This is a genomic window from Sulfurospirillum oryzae, from assembly GCF_025770725.1.
GTDB classification, from domain to species: domain Bacteria; phylum Campylobacterota; class Campylobacteria; order Campylobacterales; family Sulfurospirillaceae; genus Sulfurospirillum; species Sulfurospirillum oryzae.
In genome coordinates this window covers 76,207-94,454 of sequence record NZ_JANZKZ010000006.1, presented here as the reverse complement: position 1 = coordinate 94,454, position 18,248 = coordinate 76,207, and the positions used below count along the sequence as shown (strand labels likewise).

General features: G+C 38.8%; 12 protein-coding genes. 4 read left to right on the top strand and 8 right to left on the bottom strand.

The window, feature by feature from the left end; translation table 11 throughout:
• Window positions 1-143 precede the first annotated feature (143 nt).
• The 3 genes from N0B29_RS12495 (at window position 144) to N0B29_RS12485 (ending at window position 3,235) form a co-directional block, all read left to right on the top strand.
• Window positions 144-1,271 (top strand): hypothetical protein, encoded by a 1,128-nt coding sequence (locus N0B29_RS12495; protein ID WP_263834057.1) that lies wholly within the window; start codon window positions 144-146, stop codon window positions 1,269-1,271.
• Between the two features lie 258 nt (window positions 1,272-1,529).
• Complete coding sequence (locus N0B29_RS12490) at window positions 1,530-2,783, top strand: DEAD/DEAH box helicase (RefSeq protein ID WP_263834056.1); 1,254 nt, start codon at window positions 1,530-1,532, stop codon at window positions 2,781-2,783.
• The gene (locus tag N0B29_RS12485; RefSeq protein ID WP_263834055.1) at window positions 2,780-3,235 is read left to right on the top strand and encodes a YaiI/YqxD family protein; all 456 of its coding nucleotides are present in this window, start codon (window positions 2,780-2,782) and stop codon (window positions 3,233-3,235) included. Before N0B29_RS12490 ends, N0B29_RS12485 begins: the two co-directional genes overlap by 4 nt.
• Window positions 3,236-3,248: 13 nt before the next feature.
• On the opposite strand, the gene N0B29_RS12480 is transcribed toward N0B29_RS12485, so the two are convergent.
• The 3 genes from N0B29_RS12480 to N0B29_RS12470 form a co-directional block, all read right to left on the bottom strand.
• Window positions 3,249-3,878, bottom strand: coding sequence for a YkgJ family cysteine cluster protein (locus N0B29_RS12480; RefSeq protein WP_263834054.1), 630 nt, complete (start codon window positions 3,876-3,878; stop codon window positions 3,249-3,251).
• Window positions 3,879-4,050: 172 nt separating this feature from the next.
• Entirely contained in the window at window positions 4,051-5,265 is a 1,215-nt protein-coding gene (gene fabF / locus N0B29_RS12475) for a beta-ketoacyl-ACP synthase II (RefSeq protein WP_263834093.1), read from the bottom strand.
• Window positions 5,266-5,299: 34 nt separating this feature from the next.
• Window positions 5,300-6,064: an SDR family oxidoreductase gene (locus N0B29_RS12470; RefSeq protein WP_263834053.1), complete on the bottom strand. Its 765-nt coding sequence runs from the start codon at window positions 6,062-6,064 to the stop codon at window positions 5,300-5,302.
• A gap of 94 nt (window positions 6,065-6,158) precedes the next feature.
• On the opposite strand from N0B29_RS12470, the gene N0B29_RS12465 reads away from it, so the two are divergent.
• The gene (locus N0B29_RS12465; RefSeq protein ID WP_263834052.1) at window positions 6,159-6,608 is read left to right on the top strand and encodes a winged helix-turn-helix transcriptional regulator; all 450 of its coding nucleotides are present in this window, start codon (window positions 6,159-6,161) and stop codon (window positions 6,606-6,608) included.
• 511 nt (window positions 6,609-7,119) lie between these two features.
• Here N0B29_RS12465 and N0B29_RS12460 read toward each other — a convergent pair.
• The 5 genes from N0B29_RS12460 to N0B29_RS12440 form a co-directional block, all read right to left on the bottom strand.
• The gene (locus tag N0B29_RS12460; protein ID WP_263834051.1) at window positions 7,120-7,377 is read right to left on the bottom strand and encodes a hypothetical protein; all 258 of its coding nucleotides are present in this window, start codon (window positions 7,375-7,377) and stop codon (window positions 7,120-7,122) included.
• Entirely contained in the window at window positions 7,367-7,531 is a 165-nt protein-coding gene (locus N0B29_RS12455) for a hypothetical protein (protein WP_263834050.1), read from the bottom strand. The genes N0B29_RS12460 and N0B29_RS12455 overlap by 11 nt, the downstream gene beginning before the upstream one ends.
• Before the next feature lie 176 nt (window positions 7,532-7,707).
• On the bottom strand, window positions 7,708-8,304 hold the full coding sequence (locus N0B29_RS12450; protein WP_263834049.1) for a hypothetical protein: 597 nt from the start codon (window positions 8,302-8,304) through the stop codon (window positions 7,708-7,710).
• A gap of 17 nt (window positions 8,305-8,321) precedes the next feature.
• The gene (locus N0B29_RS12445; protein WP_263834048.1) at window positions 8,322-15,965 is read right to left on the bottom strand and encodes a two-partner secretion domain-containing protein; all 7,644 of its coding nucleotides are present in this window, start codon (window positions 15,963-15,965) and stop codon (window positions 8,322-8,324) included.
• 31 nt (window positions 15,966-15,996) lie between these two features.
• Complete coding sequence (locus N0B29_RS12440; RefSeq protein WP_263834047.1) at window positions 15,997-17,622, bottom strand: ShlB/FhaC/HecB family hemolysin secretion/activation protein; 1,626 nt, start codon at window positions 17,620-17,622, stop codon at window positions 15,997-15,999.
• Window positions 17,623-18,248: the final 626 nt, after the last annotated feature.

Sequence of the window (18,248 nt, the reverse complement as noted above, 5' to 3'; positions counted from 1 at the left end):
TTGTATTTTTTTAAGTATAATTTTATCTCCCCTTATATCATGAAGAGATTAACTATTGCCTTAATATGCCTAAATGTTGAAGTTAAATCTTTACGTAGGCTTTTTGTGCAAATGGGGATTACGCCACATCATAAGGAAACGCTATGACCAGTCGCTATGAGTCCATAAACGCTTATCTCAATCGAGGCATTATTGAGGCCAATATTGCTTACGCAAAGATGCACCAAACCTCTTTTTCGATTGTTAAATTTGGATTTGAAGTGGACTTGGAAGATGGTTTTTTCTTTAAAGACCTCATCGCGTTCATTCATGCCGAACTAGGCTTTCATACCCTTCTTCAACAAAGCGTTGACACTTTTTTGATTGTCCTTCGAGATATTAAAATTCATCATGCCAAAAAAGTGCTCAAAAAGCTAGAACACAACATCAAACAAAACTTCAAAATTGAGATTAAAAACATCGGACTCACCCTCTTTGATGCAACAGATTCGTATAAAAGCTTGTTAGACCGCTTGGATAAATACTACGTTATGTCGCGTCTTTCTACTCGTAAAAAGATCTTTTACGGTACGCTTGATTTTGATTTTTACGAAACCCAAAATAAAAACGATGTTTTAGCCGCCATTCTTCGCAAAGAAAAAACAGTGACCCTGCACAATCTTTACAATGGCATTCCCATTAAAGAAGAGGCGATTATCGCAAAATTCGATGAAGGCATTGCCCAACTTAAAGTCAATACACCTAAGATTCTTTACTACTCCAAAGAGAGTTTTACCTTTATCCAACACGACAAAATCCCTAGCATCATTAAAGCTAGAATCATTAAAGTTGACCCAACAAAATCACTGGTCGTATTGGCAAATTTAGAGTTTTTAGATGCGTCTCCACTGGATCGTAGCTATATTAGAGTTCAACCTCAAAAGCCTATCAACGCGACACTTTTACTGAATAAAATCAAAATGATAGACGGTCTTATCGATACAATTTCAGAAAGTTCCATTGTTTTACATGTAAAGCTTGCTGACATTGAAAAACTGCTGCATAAAGACCTTATTGAAAAAGAGTTTGACATCTCGTTTCAAATCCCAACAGATAAGGGATTTTTGACCATGATTTCATCTAAAGCGACAATTTTTAGCATTATAAACGAAACAATTGTGCTTAACATTCAACCGAATACCTTTATGAAATCCAAAATAAGACAGTACGTCGCACTGCGCCAAAGTGGGCTTTTAGTGGATTTGAGACAACAACTTAAACACCTAAGCTAACAAGGTATCACGATATTTGGAGCACTCGATTCATCGCTCAATGCGTAAAATTAATGAAGAAAAAGCTATAATATCTCTATATCAATAGGAGTAAAACTCCTCTAGTTTTTTAAGGTTTGAGTTCACACTAAATCTTATTTTTATATTTATCCCCTCGCTTGACACGCAAGGGAGCGTCTACATGTAACACTCTTTCGAGTCGATAAACCGCTGTGACACAACGTCTCTTTATGACAACCCAAAAGGAAACCCCAATTTATGTTATTTTCACAATTAAACCTTAGTGCGCCTATCTTAAAAGCGATTCAAGATGAAGGTTACACGACCCCAACACCTGTTCAAGAAAAAGCGATCCCACCTATCTTAGAAGGCCGAGATATGCTAGCAGGTGCTCAAACAGGAACCGGTAAAACCGCTGGCTTTACGCTTCCCATCTTAGAACTTTTGTCTAAAAAACCTCATAACAAAGCCAGACCCATTCTTCGTGTACTTATTCTAACCCCAACACGTGAGCTTGCTGCGCAAGTACAAGAGAGCGTTAAAGCCTACGGTAAATATTTACCCTTTAAAAGTGCCGTCATCTTTGGAGGGGTGGGTATTCATCCCCAAATTCAAACATTACGCGCTGGTATCGACATTCTTGTCGCAACACCGGGACGTTTACTTGACCATGTATCGCAAGGCACGATTGATCTTAGGCATATTGAAACGTTAGTGCTTGACGAAGCCGATCGCATGCTTGATATGGGCTTTATCAAAGATATTCGCCGTGTCATCGCCCTGCTTCCAACCAAGCGTCAAAATCTGCTTTTTTCAGCGACTTACTCGGATGACATCAAAAAACTGTGTGAATCTATCTTGAAAAACCCCGCGATTGTCGAAGTTGCCCGTCGCAATACCTCCAGTGAACTCGTCAATCAACGTGTTATTATGGTTGATTGCAAACGTAAAACGGCACTTTTGGGCAAGCTTATTCAAGAAAACAGGTGGGAGCAAGTGCTGGTCTTTACACGTACTAAACACCATGCGAACAAAGTCTCAGAATACCTTGCAAAAATTGGCATTAGCTCTGCCGCCATTCATGGCAACAAAAGCCAAAGTGCCCGTACTAAAGCTCTCAGTGATTTTAAAAATGGCTCTATCAAAGTGCTTGTAGCCACTGACATTGCTGCACGAGGTCTAGACATCGACCAGCTTCCTCATGTGGTCAATCTTGAGCTTCCAAACATTGCCGAAGACTATGTTCACCGTATTGGTCGAACCGGACGTGCTGGCAATAATGGAGAAGCCATTTCTTTGGTGTGTGTCGATGAGCATGAGTACTTAAAAGGCATCGAAAAGCTGATTAACCGTAAGTTTGAGCGTGAAATCGTTGAAGGTTTTGCACCCGATCCAAACATCAAAGCAGAACCGATTCAGCAAGGAAGAGGCCAAAAACCTCAAGGTCAACCTAAACGCAGAGACAACGCTCCTCGCGAATACGTCGAAAAAAGAAGAGAAAGACAGCGATGATGATCTACGTCGATGCCGATGCCTTTCCCAACACACTCAAAGAAATTCTTCTTCGAGCGGTCTTTAAACGCGGCATCACCACGCATTTTATCGCCAATAAAAAAATACCGCTTCAAGACTCGCCGCTGCTGAGTATGATCATCGTGGCACTTGGAGCGGATGAAGCCGATCACTACATCGTTGAACACGCCTGCGCTGAGGACTTGGTCATCACAGCGGACATCCCGCTAGCGGATCGTTTGGTAAGCAAAGGCGTTCTTGCCCTTGATCCTAGAGGTACAATTTATGATGAGAGTAACATCAAAAGCCTACTTGCCATGCGCAATCTTATGCAAGAACTTCGCGATGCGGGAGAGATCACAGGAGGGCCAAGTGCCATTGGTGAAAAGCAAAAAAGAGCCTTCGCCGATGCGCTCAATACCCTTTTGCAAAAAAAACCCATTAGACACTAATAAGCAGTCTTTTCTAAGAAACTGCCAACTCGGGCTTAGAAGAGTTTGTCAACACATAAAACCATGAATGTTTGAGTGATTCTAGGTGCATTTTGATGTATTTGTTATCGCTTGGTTTGATGTATCTAAACAAGGGGATGCCTGATAGATTGCCAACATGTTCAAAATCTTCCAAGGCGTTAATGCTCTCAAAAAAGGCGTGGGTCTCTTCGAGTTTTTCAACAAAATTTTCCAATCTTTTGGTCGCAAATGCACTGTTTAATTGTCCATCGTGACATAAAGAGTATCCAGAATCCTGATTGACAGAGGGACAAGCGGTGTCGATAAAGAGCTGCTCAAAATAAGGACTTACAGGATAAAGTTTACACGCAGGTGGTCTTTGCAAGTAAATGCTACATTGTTGATTGACATAATATCTACAATAATTTTTGCCATCGTTTAGAAGGACATACGCCATTAGTTTTTGTTCTGTGACACTAAAAAGAATCGGAAAGTTTTTATAAACCTCTTCAAAATCTTCTAAAATGAGAGGAGACGCGGCAAAACCCTTAGCCCCATTGCAACAGTGACCTTCACAGGTTGAACAACCGTGAAAATGAAAATTGTGACTCTTAATATTGACAAAACTTCCTATACTTTCCATCAAACCCACTTTGCCATAAACTATAATTTTGCGCGTTTATACTTAAAACGACATCTACATGAAGTCTAGAAAAGCATGATTCATTCCAAAACGGCTAAATATCCGCAAACGCCTACATATAGGCTATTCGGACGTTTACGGAACAAGAAGTTTTGTAGTCTATTATTGCAGCTTATTTCCCAAAAATGATGGCTCCGTTTGTCCCTCCAAAACCATAATTGGCACTCAAGACGGTACGCAACTCCGCTGCTCTTGCTTTGTTGGGAATGTAATCCAATTGCATATCTTCGCTTGATGCTTCGAAATTAATCGTAGGCGGCATGATATTAGCATTTAATGCCATAATGGAGACAACTGCTTCGATTGTCCCCACAGCACCAAGTGTATGGCCTGTTGAGCCCTTGATGGAGCTTAATGGCGGGACTTTTTCAAATAGGCTTTCAAACATTTTGCTCTCATACAAATCGTTGTAATAGGTGCTGGTTCCATGCGCATTGATGTAATCAATTTTAGGACTTCCTGCCATTGCAAGTGCTGCTTTGATCGCCCTTGAAGCACCTTCGTGATTAACCAAAGGCGTTGTAATGTGATGAGCATCAGCACTCTCCCCAAAACCTAATAGCTTGGCATAGATGGTTGCCCCTCTTCTTTGAGCTGATTCTAGGCTCTCTAAAATGAGCGCTCCCGCACCTTCTCCGAGAATAAAACCATCTCTGTTTTTGTCAAAAGGGCGTGAGGCATGAGTGGGGTCATCATTGCGTGTGGAGAGTGCATTCATGTTCGCAAATCCTCTTAAACCAATGGGGCAAATACACGCTTCAGCACCAACCGCAACCATCGCGTCGGCACCGCCAAGCATAATCGTTTTTGCAGCTTCCGTGATCGCATGAAGCCCTGCTGTACATGCAGTGGTACTGGAAAGATTGGGCCCTCTTAAATCGTGATAGATAGAGACATATCCGCTTAACATATTGGTGATGGTAGAGGGAACAAAAAAGGGTGAAACACCTTTAGCCCCTTTTTGAAAACTACTAATAACATTTTTTTCAATAGTAGGAAGCCCTCCAATACCGGTCGCGCCACACACACCAAATCGATCTCGATCAATATCTTCAATTTTGATATTAGCACGTTGCATCGCTTCTGCAACTGCTTGCAATCCAAGATGAATAAATCGATCCGCTTTTTTCTGCTCTTTCTTGTCCATCACGTCATCAGGATTAAAATTTTTAACTTCGCAGGCAATGCGTACTTTTTCATTGCTTGCATCAAAATGAGAGATGATGTCTACGCCACTTTTGCCAGCCAAAAGAGCACTAAAGGCATCGTTCGCGTTATTGCCTACACCATTAATCATGCCGTATCCCGTGATGACGACTTCGTGAATTTTCATACTACTTCTCCAAATACAGTGCTTGTTTTTACGAATGCGTTGATATATACGCTTTATTGAGCATATTAAGTGCAAAACTTGGAGCGATGCGACTCATCATTTTAAGGAGATTACTCTGCCCTGGCCTTATCTCTTCTTCATCACTCTTAATGCCTTCTATTGCTAACTTGGCCAATTTTGTGACATTCATAATTGACATACTTTCTTGTTCACTCGCGTCAAATTCATTAATTAATGGTGTCTCTATAGCAGGTGGTGCTAATTCAAAAATTTTGACCTTAGTATTGCGCAATTGAACGCGTAACGATTGTGTATAAGAGTGTAGTGCTGCTTTCGTTGCACAATATACTGGTGTACTCACAAAAGGAACAAAAGCAAGTGCCGATGAAACATTGATAATTGCCGCATTTTTTTGCTGTTTCAAATGAGGCAAAAACTGTGTACACATGCGTAGAACACCGTTTACATTGATATCGATCTCTTGTGTGAGTGTCAGCAGGTCAACCTCTTGTTGCAAATCAATTTTTTTCATTATCCCCGCATTGTTCACCACGATATTAAGGGCAGGAAACTGTGTTGTGACGGCTTGATGCAAATTGATTATCTCTTGAGGATTGGCTACATCGCATTGAAATGTGTGAACATTTTTTAAGTTGGCTTTAGCCTGATCCAGTTTTTCTTGATTGCGCCCCGTTATGATGACTGTGTTGCTTTCGCAAAGTTGACGAGCCAGCTCATAGCCAATGCCGCTTGTTCCACCTGTAATGAGGATTGTATTATGTGTCATATTCATTTGCTTTCCTTTTGATCTATTTGAATACAATTTTACTTGCATGATGATAGTATAATATTTTTGCTATAATAATGCAAGTAAAATGGAGAATCTTATGAAACGAAAAAGTTACAATGAAATGCCATGCCCCATAGCCCAATGTTTGGAGCATATTGGAGAGTGGTGGAGTTTGCTCATTATTAGAGATGCCTTTAGGGGGCTTAAACGATTTGATGAATTTCAAAAAAGCCTCGGCATTGCGCCCAATATACTGACACGAAGGCTTAACGACCTTGTAGACTCTGGAATTTTAGAACGCCAGAGTTATGGAGAAAGCACGAAACGTTATGAATATGTTTTATCCAAACAAGGTAAAGATTTGTACCCTTTAATGGTCGTTATGTTTGAATGGGGAGATAAACACTCTGCCCCAAAAGGTCTAAAAAGCCACTTCATCAATATTAAAACGGGAGAAATTGCAGAACCTGTTTTAATCGACAAAAAAACAGGACAGGAGATGACTCTTGATGCCTATGAGGCAACTTTTGTATCAAACAACGGATAACTTTCGAATAGAGTGTAAACGCCAACATACAAAGGTTTTGGCGTTTACATGTAAAGATTTAAAGTGTATCAATGTGTCGTTCAAAGACCTCTTTATCCCAAACACCACCGAGTTATTTGTAAAGTGAAATACTTGCTAATATATAGGCTAAATAAACCCTATTTTTAGTCATTTTAGACTTTATTGCTTGAACTAATTTATATTGAAGAATTAATAAGTTTTAATGGCTTATATCGATAGAAAATAGTCTACTATAATTTCCTAATTCTGCTTTTACATTGACAGATAATGCCTCAAAACAACACTTTAATTCTCTTCTAAAGCATAATACCTGTTGTAATCAAATTGTAATGAAGTCTTATTAAAATTCAACCTGTTAAAACAAGGGTAAATGGGGACAGGCTACTTTTTCTTTACATATAAAAGATTTATTTTTCAATTTCATTAAAGTAGCCTGTCCCCTTTATCTTCCCTTTATCTTTTGACTGTCCCTATTTTCTTTGCTAGAACGTTATTTGGATTCATTTTCTTCACTGTAATACCACTCTAAAAAGTCATAAAATGAAGTAAAAAGTGGTTGCAACTTTCCAGCCATGAAATCATCCATATCTTTCCACTCTACCTCGTAAACGGCATCAGTCTCTTTGTCATAAAAATAACTTCCTTCTCCTTCTATGGACGAAATTCTTAAATATTTTTGTTCAATACCTGGATATTTATCTCCCCAAAATGGATGTCTATATTCTTCTACTATTTCTTTAAGATTCATAAAATGCTGTATTATTATTAATCTTAAGTTCATTTAACACTTGAAGTGCTTCATCAACAGTTAGAATTTTAAAAACTTTATTAAATTCCTCTGAAACTTCATTACGATTTTTAGGGCGTATTCCTTTATATGTATACATAAATTTTGGTAACATTACTTTCCACCTTCCATCTCTTTTAATCTATCTTTCCAGTATTGAGTTCTGTCTTTATCAAATGCACTTCTATCGACAGGATCATTTGGATTTTTTTCATTTCCATAAGAAGTGTAAAGTGTAAATGGGGACAGGCTACTTTTTATTACATGTAAAAGATTTATTGCTTAATTTCATTAAAGTAGCCTGTCCCCTTTATTTTTATTCCTAATAAAATTAAGAATAATGTAAAAAATTAAAATAGGCAGAATTAAAAGTAATCCATATCTAATTTTTTTCCACCAAATAGAATCAGTGACGCTACTTTTATTCATTTCCTCAAAAATATTTTCAACATAATAAAGGCTATATTTAGGAGTAACAACTTCTTTCCAAAAATCATCTCTCGTTTTTGGTTGAATCTTAAAATCAAAAATATTATTTATATCAATGTTTTCATTTAGCGTATTTTCTATACATTTCCAGTTAGCTTTTAAATAATAATTTTGATCAGCAGGATACCAATTAATATATCTTTCCGTCATGGTAATAATAGACATAAATTGGAAAATATTTGTTTTTTCAATACAATAATTATTTGTAGGGGGCAAATAATTTTCATATCTATAAGGAATTACATAATAATTTCCATTCAATTGATAAAAGGCTCTATAAAAAGTGATTACTTTAGATTTATCTGGACTCTCATAATAAAAAGTTTGATACAATGGAATACAATTCATTATTATAAGCAATACAATTAAACCACTTGTCAAATAAATTATTTTTTTCATTTAGTCTCCATTTAATTTTAATCTTGTAATTTATTAGTTATTGCTTGATATCCTTTTTCCCAACCAAGGAATTGTGCAGAAGTTGATTGTCCAACTTCTGTACCATCTCCAAAAATATTACCATTTTGTTTGGCTTGAAAACGCTCAAAAGTAAATTTTGATAAATTCCATGGCATTAAACCATATCCAGCTACATACCCTGCACCAATGTTACCAAAGTCTCTCGCACTTGCATAAACACCTGGATAAATTTGACTACCTCGATAGGTATAATCAGCTCTTTCTTGACCTGGAGGATACTTTTCTGCCCCTATATCCTTAAAATTATAATTCCTCCATTCATTTATGTAAGATGCAATAGAAGGAGTATCTGAGTAGATTTTGTTATTTAAAAAATTTGCCCCCTCTTTAGAAGTTGTATCAATAATTCCTCTCGCTAGAGTAGCTTTAGATGAACCATCTGCATAATAAAATGAATCTATAAATATTGATTCACCTATTTTTTCACCAGTACGTTCACCTTTGTCATTAACAACATATATTGATTTATCATTGTCTTTCAAATTAACATTCACAACTTTATATCTTCCATCAGGTAATTTTTGAACATCCGTACTATAATCCACATTTTTTGGATCATTAATAGCCTTATCCATAAACCACTCTGTGTTTTTGTCTATCAGTGCAGAATCACCTTGGGTGATAGGTTTATTGACATTGTCAGTTTTTACTTCACCATACCCTGCATTGGTATAGACAAACACAAAGTCTTTATTGCCATATCCTTCCATAAGTCTAGCGTATGCTTCATTAAGTTCTGGAGTTCCTCTATTGCTGATAAACCCTTGATTTATGCCAGCATGGATTCCTTCATGGGTGGTTGTCTCTGCATAATCAAGTGCATTATTGTTGCCATTGGCATTGACAACAATCGTATTGGATTTAGGTTGATTATACGTTGCCCCTTTCATAAATGAAGCAGCTGCGATCAGTTTTGCTTCATCAAGAGAAATGTTGTATTGATAAGCAATGACTTTAGAAAAAGCATTGGTTGCTTCTTGGATCTGCTCTGGTGTTGCATTGACTTGGTCATTCCATATTTTGGCATATTTACCATCTTCGGTTTGTATAAACTGCTTCATGACTTCATAGGTTGCATCTACAACACCTTGATGTTCAAAGAAGTTTTTGAGTCCTACTTCATCTTTTGTGATGGCATCACCCATGGCACTAAGCGCATTACTTGCTTTTTTGACATCTTCTTTTATCTGATTCCTTCCATCTTCTGTGAGTAACCTATGATCTAGTACCGCTGTCACCGAAGTACCCACACTTCCTGAGTAAAGCTCTTTGTTGACTTTCGTGGTATCTCGGTTAAGTCTAGTAAGGTCATCGGAGTTTTCAGTGTCGCCTACTTCTAGCTTGCCTTGACCTACAGTGGCTAAGGTTTTAGAACCACTGTAGCCCATTTGATTGCTAAGTGATAGAGAGGAAGAATTGACTTTAGTGGTTGATTCTTTCACATTAGTTTTGGCATTGGTTTTTGTTTCAAATCCTATATTAGCTCCTACATTAAAGCTATTGCTAGAGCTAAATTGGGTATTGCTAGAGTTTGCAAAGGTTAACGTATCGGTTTTGAATTTGAGATTACCATTATCTTCAAACTGACCTTGCTCATTGGTACTACCTGCAGCTATAAGGGCACCTTTGATGTTCGTATTTTTCTCAACATCAATATTGACATTATCTCCTGTCAGAGAGGTAAGAACCGTTTGTTTACTTTGGCTTGTCCCAGTATTGGCTCCAAAGCTGGCTCCTGTACTGCCTAAGCCATTACCAATTCTAGCACCTGCTGTTTTATTGAGCGCATTTTGTGCAGCTTTATATGCTTCTGGAGTTGCGTAATCACTTTGATTTGCTGTGTAGTCTTTATCCTTCCCTAAAGAGGCACTGACACTGACATTAAACCCTTTGGAGTTAGAGGAGCTACTATCTCTTTGAGATTCAACACTGAGGTCACCTCCAACTTTGACATTCAAGGTATCGTCTGCTTTAACTGTGGCTCCTTTAAAGGAAGCATCGTTTGTGGTAGTGATGTTGATGTTTTTAGCAAGGAGTTCTGCATTGGTATTGGTGGTACTATCACTGTTTTGATGTCCTTCGCCATACCCTAGTGTAGCTCCTAGTCCACTGCCTCCACCGTACATGGTCATAGATAGCGTTCCACTGAGGTCTTTACTGTCTTGTTTGGAGGTTGTGGTATCGACTGAGGATTTTACATGTAAGTCATGGGTTGTGATATTTAGGTTATCTTTTGCTGCTAAGGTTGAACCACTTACTGTCGTTGTGGTGTCAGTTGCAGTGTTGGTGTTTATAAGGATGTCATTGCCATAGATACTTGAAGCAAGGCTTTTGGTGTAACCAGCATCACTGAGCAGTTGAGAGCCTTTCATATCGAGGGCTAGTCCTGCGGAGAAGCCCCATGTACCTGAACTTGCAGCAGCTGTAGCGACTTGAGATGCGATAGCAACGGTTTTAGTAGCCAGATCCGCTGCAGCCGCGGCAATTGCTGCTACATAGTACTTTTCATTGTCTTTGACATTGTCAATTAGGTCTTGAAGATCACCGATGTCTTCAAAGTCAATGCCTGCTTCTTTAGCTTTATAGCGTGCTTTAACATCACTGAGAGTTGATTCGAGTTTGCTGACTTCATCTTTATACTTGCTGTAGTCCTCTTTGACTTTTTTAAGTTGTTTGGCGGACTCTGCGGCTGCTTTAACGGCAGAGCCTATTTCCACATATTCGTTTTGTACGGTGATGCTTACTTCTGCACTGGCATGTTTTTCTTTAGCGTTTTCAGTAAAGGTGTCTATGGACTCTTTGATGGTGACATCGCCTTCTTGGGTGGTGAGTTTCACTGTTTTAGCCGCTTCAAGTTTGGAGCCATCGACCATGATGTCTTTTTTAGAATCCATCACGATGTCACCGCTTTTACTGGTAAGCGATGAGCTTTTATGGGTTAGGCTCTCAGTTGATGTGGCTGAGTTGTCATAGGTTGCTTTGGCGACGGAGATTTTTATCTTTGTGTCTTGGTCTTTACCCGGTTGTGGCGTAACAACTTTTTGAATGGACTCTGCCATCTCAAAGATATTGCCTAAGCTCACTTCTGTTTTTTTACTGACACTTGAAGTTTTTGCACTCTCTTCAGCGGAGAGCACTTCGATGGAGCCTGTGTTGGTTGTGGCTTGGATGGTGTTAGTCGCACTGAGGTTCGAGCCTACCACTTTGGCATTGCCACTGTCGATGATGATGTTATTGCCACTGTTAATGTTAGAAGACTTTGCACTGACTTTGGTCTTATCATCTTTCTTAAACTCTGATTCATACACAGGTCCTGTTTTAGTAAGACCAAATGTTGCAAGAGAAGTGAGCATATTGCCTAGGTTGAAGCTGCTTTTTTTACTCCACTGTTCATTTTGGCTAAACTCTTGGGCTGCTGCTATAAGTACTTCATTGGCGGCTTGGAGTTGTAGGTCTGACGCGGCATCGATGTTGGAGCCGATGACTTTGATGTCATTGCCTGATTTCATGATGATGTTCAACGCTTCAGTTCTAAGCTGTGCTTCTTTGGCATTTAAGGCATCGACTCTGTTCATGGAAGCACTTTGGCTCAAACCTCCCCATGAAGACTTACTCGTAGAGTGCATCTCACCTTCTCGGTACTGTTTGGCAAGAACATTGATGTCAGTTTTTGCATCAACGACGATGTTCTCTTTAGCGATAAGATTGGCTGATTCTAAAGTGGCACTGCCTGTATCTGCTTTTATGAGGATGTTATTGGCTTTAAGGTTACTTTGGACAACGGTTTCTTTATATTTGGTGTCTTGTTGTGTTTTTTTACCAAAGAATCCGCTCTTACTAGTAATTTTGGTGTCCTGGTAGGTCAGATCATTGGCAGCTAAGATGTTCACGCCTTCTTTACTGTCTAAAACGATGTTTTCATTAGCATTCATGTTGGAAGCTATGACACCCACTTGGTTGGCATTGATAGCGATGTTTTTACCCTCTACGGTTGAGCCATTTTGGGTAATGGAATTGCCTCTGTTGTAGCCATTTTTTAATTGGAAGTCATAGGTTTCTTTGGTCTCTACTGCTTCAATGTTAACTGCCCCATTGCTAGAAACAAGGGCAATATCACCTTGGGCTTGAACATGGGTATTGGCAAGTGTGATGTCATCATTGGCTTGCATTGCAAGGCTGCCACCAGAAGTGAGCTGGGAAGCCTTACCTTTTAGTGTGGTAGTTTGTGATCCTTGTCCATAGTTATAGGTTTTATCTTGTGTTAGAGCAGAACTAGCGATGCTCCCAGCTTGGAGGCTCATGTCGCCACCCGAAGTGATGGTTCCGCTTAGGTTTTCCAAAGCACCTCCTGAAGATAGAGCCATAGTTCCACCCGAAGTAATAGCACCGTTTTGATTGGTGAGTTTGGAACCTGTAGCAACTTTAAGTGAGCCATCTGCTGCGATGATGCCATCGTTAAGCAGGGTATCTTGGATGACAAGGTCGATATTCCCTGCGGCTATTTTTGCGCCATCGCTTCCTACATTGGTACTTGCAAGATAGACTTCTGGAGCCAGTACGCTCTGTCCATCGACGACTTTTTCCACCATCCAGACGATGTTTTTACTCAGACGTGCTATTTGATCAGAAGAGAGAGCAATGCCTAGCTTTAACTCCAAAGAAGATTGGAGGCTTAGGGCATTATCCATCAGTCCTTGAAACTGCGAAAGCTCTGAGCCATAACCTTCAAGGTAACGACTGCCACTAAGGCGTATGACACTGTTACTTACAAGCTGCGTTTCATACATCGCATCGCCTAGACGTTTGAGGGTATTCTCTGGGCGGTAATCGAGCTTTTTAAGCATATAATCTGAGCTGATAAAGGTGTTGTAGTTCGTATAAAGAGGGTTGGCTTCGATGAGATAGGGATGATCTTTGGCTTTATCAACTAAAAACACACCATACTTACCTTTCGGAAGTGTGATATTGTCGATGATGGTGCTGCTATTAGCCGTATAGGTTACCGGTGTCGTTGGAGAGAGTGCATTGTGTGTATTGGTTTGGTATAAGCCTTCATTAGCGGTAATGATTTTATATTCGACATTGTTTTGTTGTGCTAACGCAGTATTGACTTCGGTGCGAAGTGTGTTTCCAACAGTTTCTAGTCCTGTTGAAAGTGGTGTAATATTGAGTGTGCTTAGTGCTTGTGCGCTTTGAGAAAATAGATCATTCATAACGACATTGGTATCTATGAGATTTTGCTTTTTAGCGGTAGCATCTGCAACAACGACTAGGGAGTTTTTTATCGTATCGAAATCAGTTAAGTGGCTCTCTGCTAGGGTAATATTGTTTTTAAGTACGGCTATCGTGGATTCTAGAGAGGTGGTGTTATGGGTTATACCACCTGTGTTTCCCAATGCTTTGATGGAAGTAACGATAGCTTCTAAAGAGGAGAGGGTTGCTTTTACGTCATCAAGAGACTCTTGAAGTCCTGTTTTTACGGAAGCTAAATCCGTTTTAAAAGTATCCAAATCGCTAAGCGTTACAATAGCTGCCACGGCTCCCGTGATGGTGGGTGCATCGGAGGTCATCTCTTGTGCATTGGTAGTTGAATCTGTAAGAGAGGTTGTTAGTTTTTGTAAATTTTTAGCGTTATTTTCCACACTGTCAATCGTGGTTAATTTAGCTTGAATTTGCTGAGCATCTAGCGAACCATTTAACTGGTCACTGATGTTATTGAGGGTGACAACATTACCAGTGATGCTTTTTTTAGCTTGGATCCCGTATCCTGCTAGGGGAAGTCTGGTGGTGTCGCTTTGTGTAAAGGTACCTCTATATCCAGCGTAGGTATGGCAACCATAAGTTACGCCAAATTTTTTCTTACAACTTTTGGTATTACGATATTGGGTGGTGACGATGTCTGTTGTGGTCACGATGACTTTGCCGACATTGTTGGCTAACGTTGCATTAAGGACGATGTTACCATCGGAGGCTATAAGGGAGTAATGATTGTTTAATGTACCAAGATCAAGCGCAATATCGCCAGAGGCTATAATCAATGCAGGAGTAGTTGGAATATCGACTATTTGCGTTTGGGTTGTTGTTGTGACAACATCATAATCATTAATGCCACCTTGAGAAACCGTTGTGGAGCCAGAAGTTGAGACTTGGCTTATGGTTGGGGTACTTGCTGTATTGTTCAGTGTTTGGGCGGTGATGGCTATGTCTTTATCCGATTGGATGGTGCCGTAGTTGGTTACTGTATTGATTTTATCTTTGGCACTATTTGCAGCGATATTTAACGTATCGTCACTGTAGATAAGCCCATTTGCTTGATTGGTAAGAGAGCTTTCGATAAGAAGATCTATGGCTTTATTGCTTCGAATGACACCATCATTGTTTAGTGTTTGAGCTGTAACTACTAGATTATTTTTAGAATAAAATGCACCCGTGTTGTCAATGCTACTGGCTTTTACATCCACATCATAACCGCCAATAAGCCCTTCATTGTTGATGTTCCCTAAAGCGGTAATGCTGCTTTTCCCTGTGCCTAAAAGAGCATTCAATTCACCTTTATTGCTAATGGTTTCGGCTACGATGGTCATGTCTTGAAATGATTGAATGACTTTATTTTCTGCAACTAGAAGCTCTTTACCTGCATTAAGGGCAATGTTATTGGCTGTTACATCATTGGTAAGATTGACATTGGCACTTTGAGAGGTCAGTGCTACGTTTGTGCCTGCAACGACTTTAGAAGCAACGATGCTACCATCGGCAAGAAGTTCTAAGGAATTTTGAGCAAAGACTTCAGGCGGAAGATTGACACCAATGCCTTTGTCAGTACTTTTGAGCGTTATGGTATTGGCATAAATGCCTCCAAGTAGCGTTGAGTCGATAGACACACCACTGCCACTTTTGTTTTTAGGCGTAACACTGCCATCAAGGGATATGGTGTTTTCCCCTATCACAACATTGAGCCCATCGGCGTAAAGTTTAGCATTGAGTTGTAACGCCTTAGCGTAGAGATTGACTTTAGCAATATTATTACCATTAAAGCCATCTCCGTCAATGACGATGCTTCCGCCACTAATGTCAAAGCCTTGCAACAGGTTTCCATTCATCATAGGTGTACCTGTGGTAAGTGTTGCACTAGGTGTATTGATAAATCCTCCACCATTAACACTGATACCATTAGGATTAGCGATGATAACATCAGCAGCTACACCTGCCACTTCCGTATAACCTTGCAGGAGTGTTTTACTCGTACCTGTGACTTCATTGAGAATGAGTTTAGCATTATTGCCTGTTAAATTTGGGTTGTAAGAGATGTATCCTGCAAGCTGCGTATTAGCAATCGTTTTAGCATTATTAAGGATGAGACCTTGTGAATCGACATTGAAATTTGAGAATTTATTGTGCGAAAGCCCTTGCGAATTGGGCGTTACTATATTGACAATTGTCGTTCCACTGGGTGCTTTAATGAGGTCTGCTTGATTGGCTTTAGGCGCACTGGTATCTATGGTGAGTTCTGCTGCTAGGAGTGTTTGGTTTAATATTAAAACGGTGCTAACAATAACGGATACAACTTGTCTACTTGTCATGTGTTTCCTTTGTTCGTACATTCATGGTTGATTAAAAACGGTAATTGGCAGAAACGCCAAAGAAATTGTGAGTGACACTCACGTCTTTTTTATAAAGAGGCATTGCATAGTAAAGTGTCATATCAAAATCACCTCTTTTGAGCTTAAGTCCTAAAGAATCACTCAGCAAAGTACCACCTTTAGTATCGACTTCTTTTTTGATTTCGCCACCATCAAGGGCTATAAAATAGGTCTGATCAAAGTACTCCATAAACTTGACTTGAGGGGTATAAGAGAGCTCATTACGTACATAATAGCCAGTATTGCCACTCAGCCCCTCTTTTTGGTAACCGCGAATACTATAATGCCCGCCTATGCTGATTTGATTGGCACTAAAGAGTTGGTCATTGGAGTGTTGATAGTGTCCACTAAGCGCGTATTGAAATTCATCAAGGCGCTTACTTAGTGAAGCATCAATAGTATAAAGAGCGTATTTTTCATTAAGAGCTGTTGGATTGTGAGCGTTAAACCAATCGGTTCCTTTGGTGTAATTGAATGCTACATACGTGTAAAAACCTGTTGTTTGATACATATAATCTATCATTGCGCCCGCTTTGGAGAGATCATAACTAGAGGTTTCAATCAGTGCTTTGCTCATATAGTTTTGTGTTTGATACTGCGATACAGAAGTTCCAACGCTAACACGATGTGATTCATTATGAAAGAGCTTATAATTGAGTGCTAAGGTATAGGTTTTAGTATCGCCATTAGATTCATAGCGATTAATGCCGCCATTAACGTATTGCTCATAACGACTTTTTCGATAGCTTAAAGTAGTCAGTAACCGTTCAAAAGGGATGGAATACTCATAGCTATCACCTACGGAATTTTCATTTTGAAAGTGTTTATTGGTACTGTTGAGATTGATTTTAAACTGATCATTAAGCCTTAAAGGATCGTCAAGATTGAGCTCAAGAGAGCCTTGCTTATCGCCTGTCTTTTTGGTTCCAAAATTATTAAGTCCAATATTTCCATTGATGCGGTTTGTGGTATTGTTTTCAATATTAACATCGGTATAACCGACCTTTTCACTAGGAACCATATCCATTGTGGCATGATTGCTTGGCAAACGATTGATCATCTCAACGGCATTTTCTAAATCACGAAGATTGAGATAATCCCCCTGTTGTCCTATAAAAGCACTGTTGATATAACGCTCATCGGGAGATATTTTTTCTATTTTTCCTTCAACAGCATAAAGTGTTACTTCACCTGAAGCGATATTTTGAGGTTTGATATAAACTTGTGAAGTGATATACCCTTTATCAAGGTACAATGCAGTAAGTTCGCGCGCTAGATTGGATAGATCCGTAAGGGAATTGCACTTGCCAATGTACTGCTCATATAAAAATTGTTTCTCACTATGAGAAAGTAATGTTATACCTTCGTCCTTAATTTCTTTTATCTCAAAACATTGCTCATCTTTTTGGGGTAAAAGCTCGGGCTTTTCAACGTTATAACGCATAATGTTTTCATCTTGGCGCTTTTCAAGTTTTTCAAAAACCTCTTTTTGTTTCTCAAACTGCTCTCTTTTATCGATTAAGTCAGTAACAGACTCGGCGTAAGCAAGACTTGCCATCACTAAAAAAAAGGTGCAAACTTTAAATTTTCTCCGCATAGGATTCCTTAGTCTCTTTCCCAATTGTAGGGAATTGTTTTATTTGTGTTGCGCATATTATCTTTACATGTAATGGCAATAGTAATATTCAAAAAATACATATTAAAGAAGAAAAGTACTAGATTTTTTAGTAATTTTCTACATTAGTTATATTTAATATTAAATAAATGTTAAATACAACACATATATTTTATTTTTAAAATTATTAAAGTCATCATTCTAACTAAAACGTGTCACAGTTTGCGTCACAGAAATATTATTTTTTATAAAAAGTACAAAAAAATCATATTTTTATATTTTAACTCTATTTTTAAAGAGAGGTGGGTAAGTTTTATTTTTGTGGATTGATTGAGTAGTCTCTTATTTCATATTCTAGTGCTGTTTGTCAGTCAAAAGATTCATTAAGCCCATTAGAAACTTGTGCAAAATCAAGAACGTTTCTTTCCTTATATTGTTTCATGAATTCTTCTGCTTTATCTTTACTTGCAAAAACAACTAAAGTCTCCTAAGAAATTTATTTTTAACTTCCTTAGATTATAAAATGCTTTGTGTGACAACATGTAAAAAATGTCAAATGAAAAATGAGTGTCTCATCAATGTACTTTTGCATTTATAGCTAATGTCTT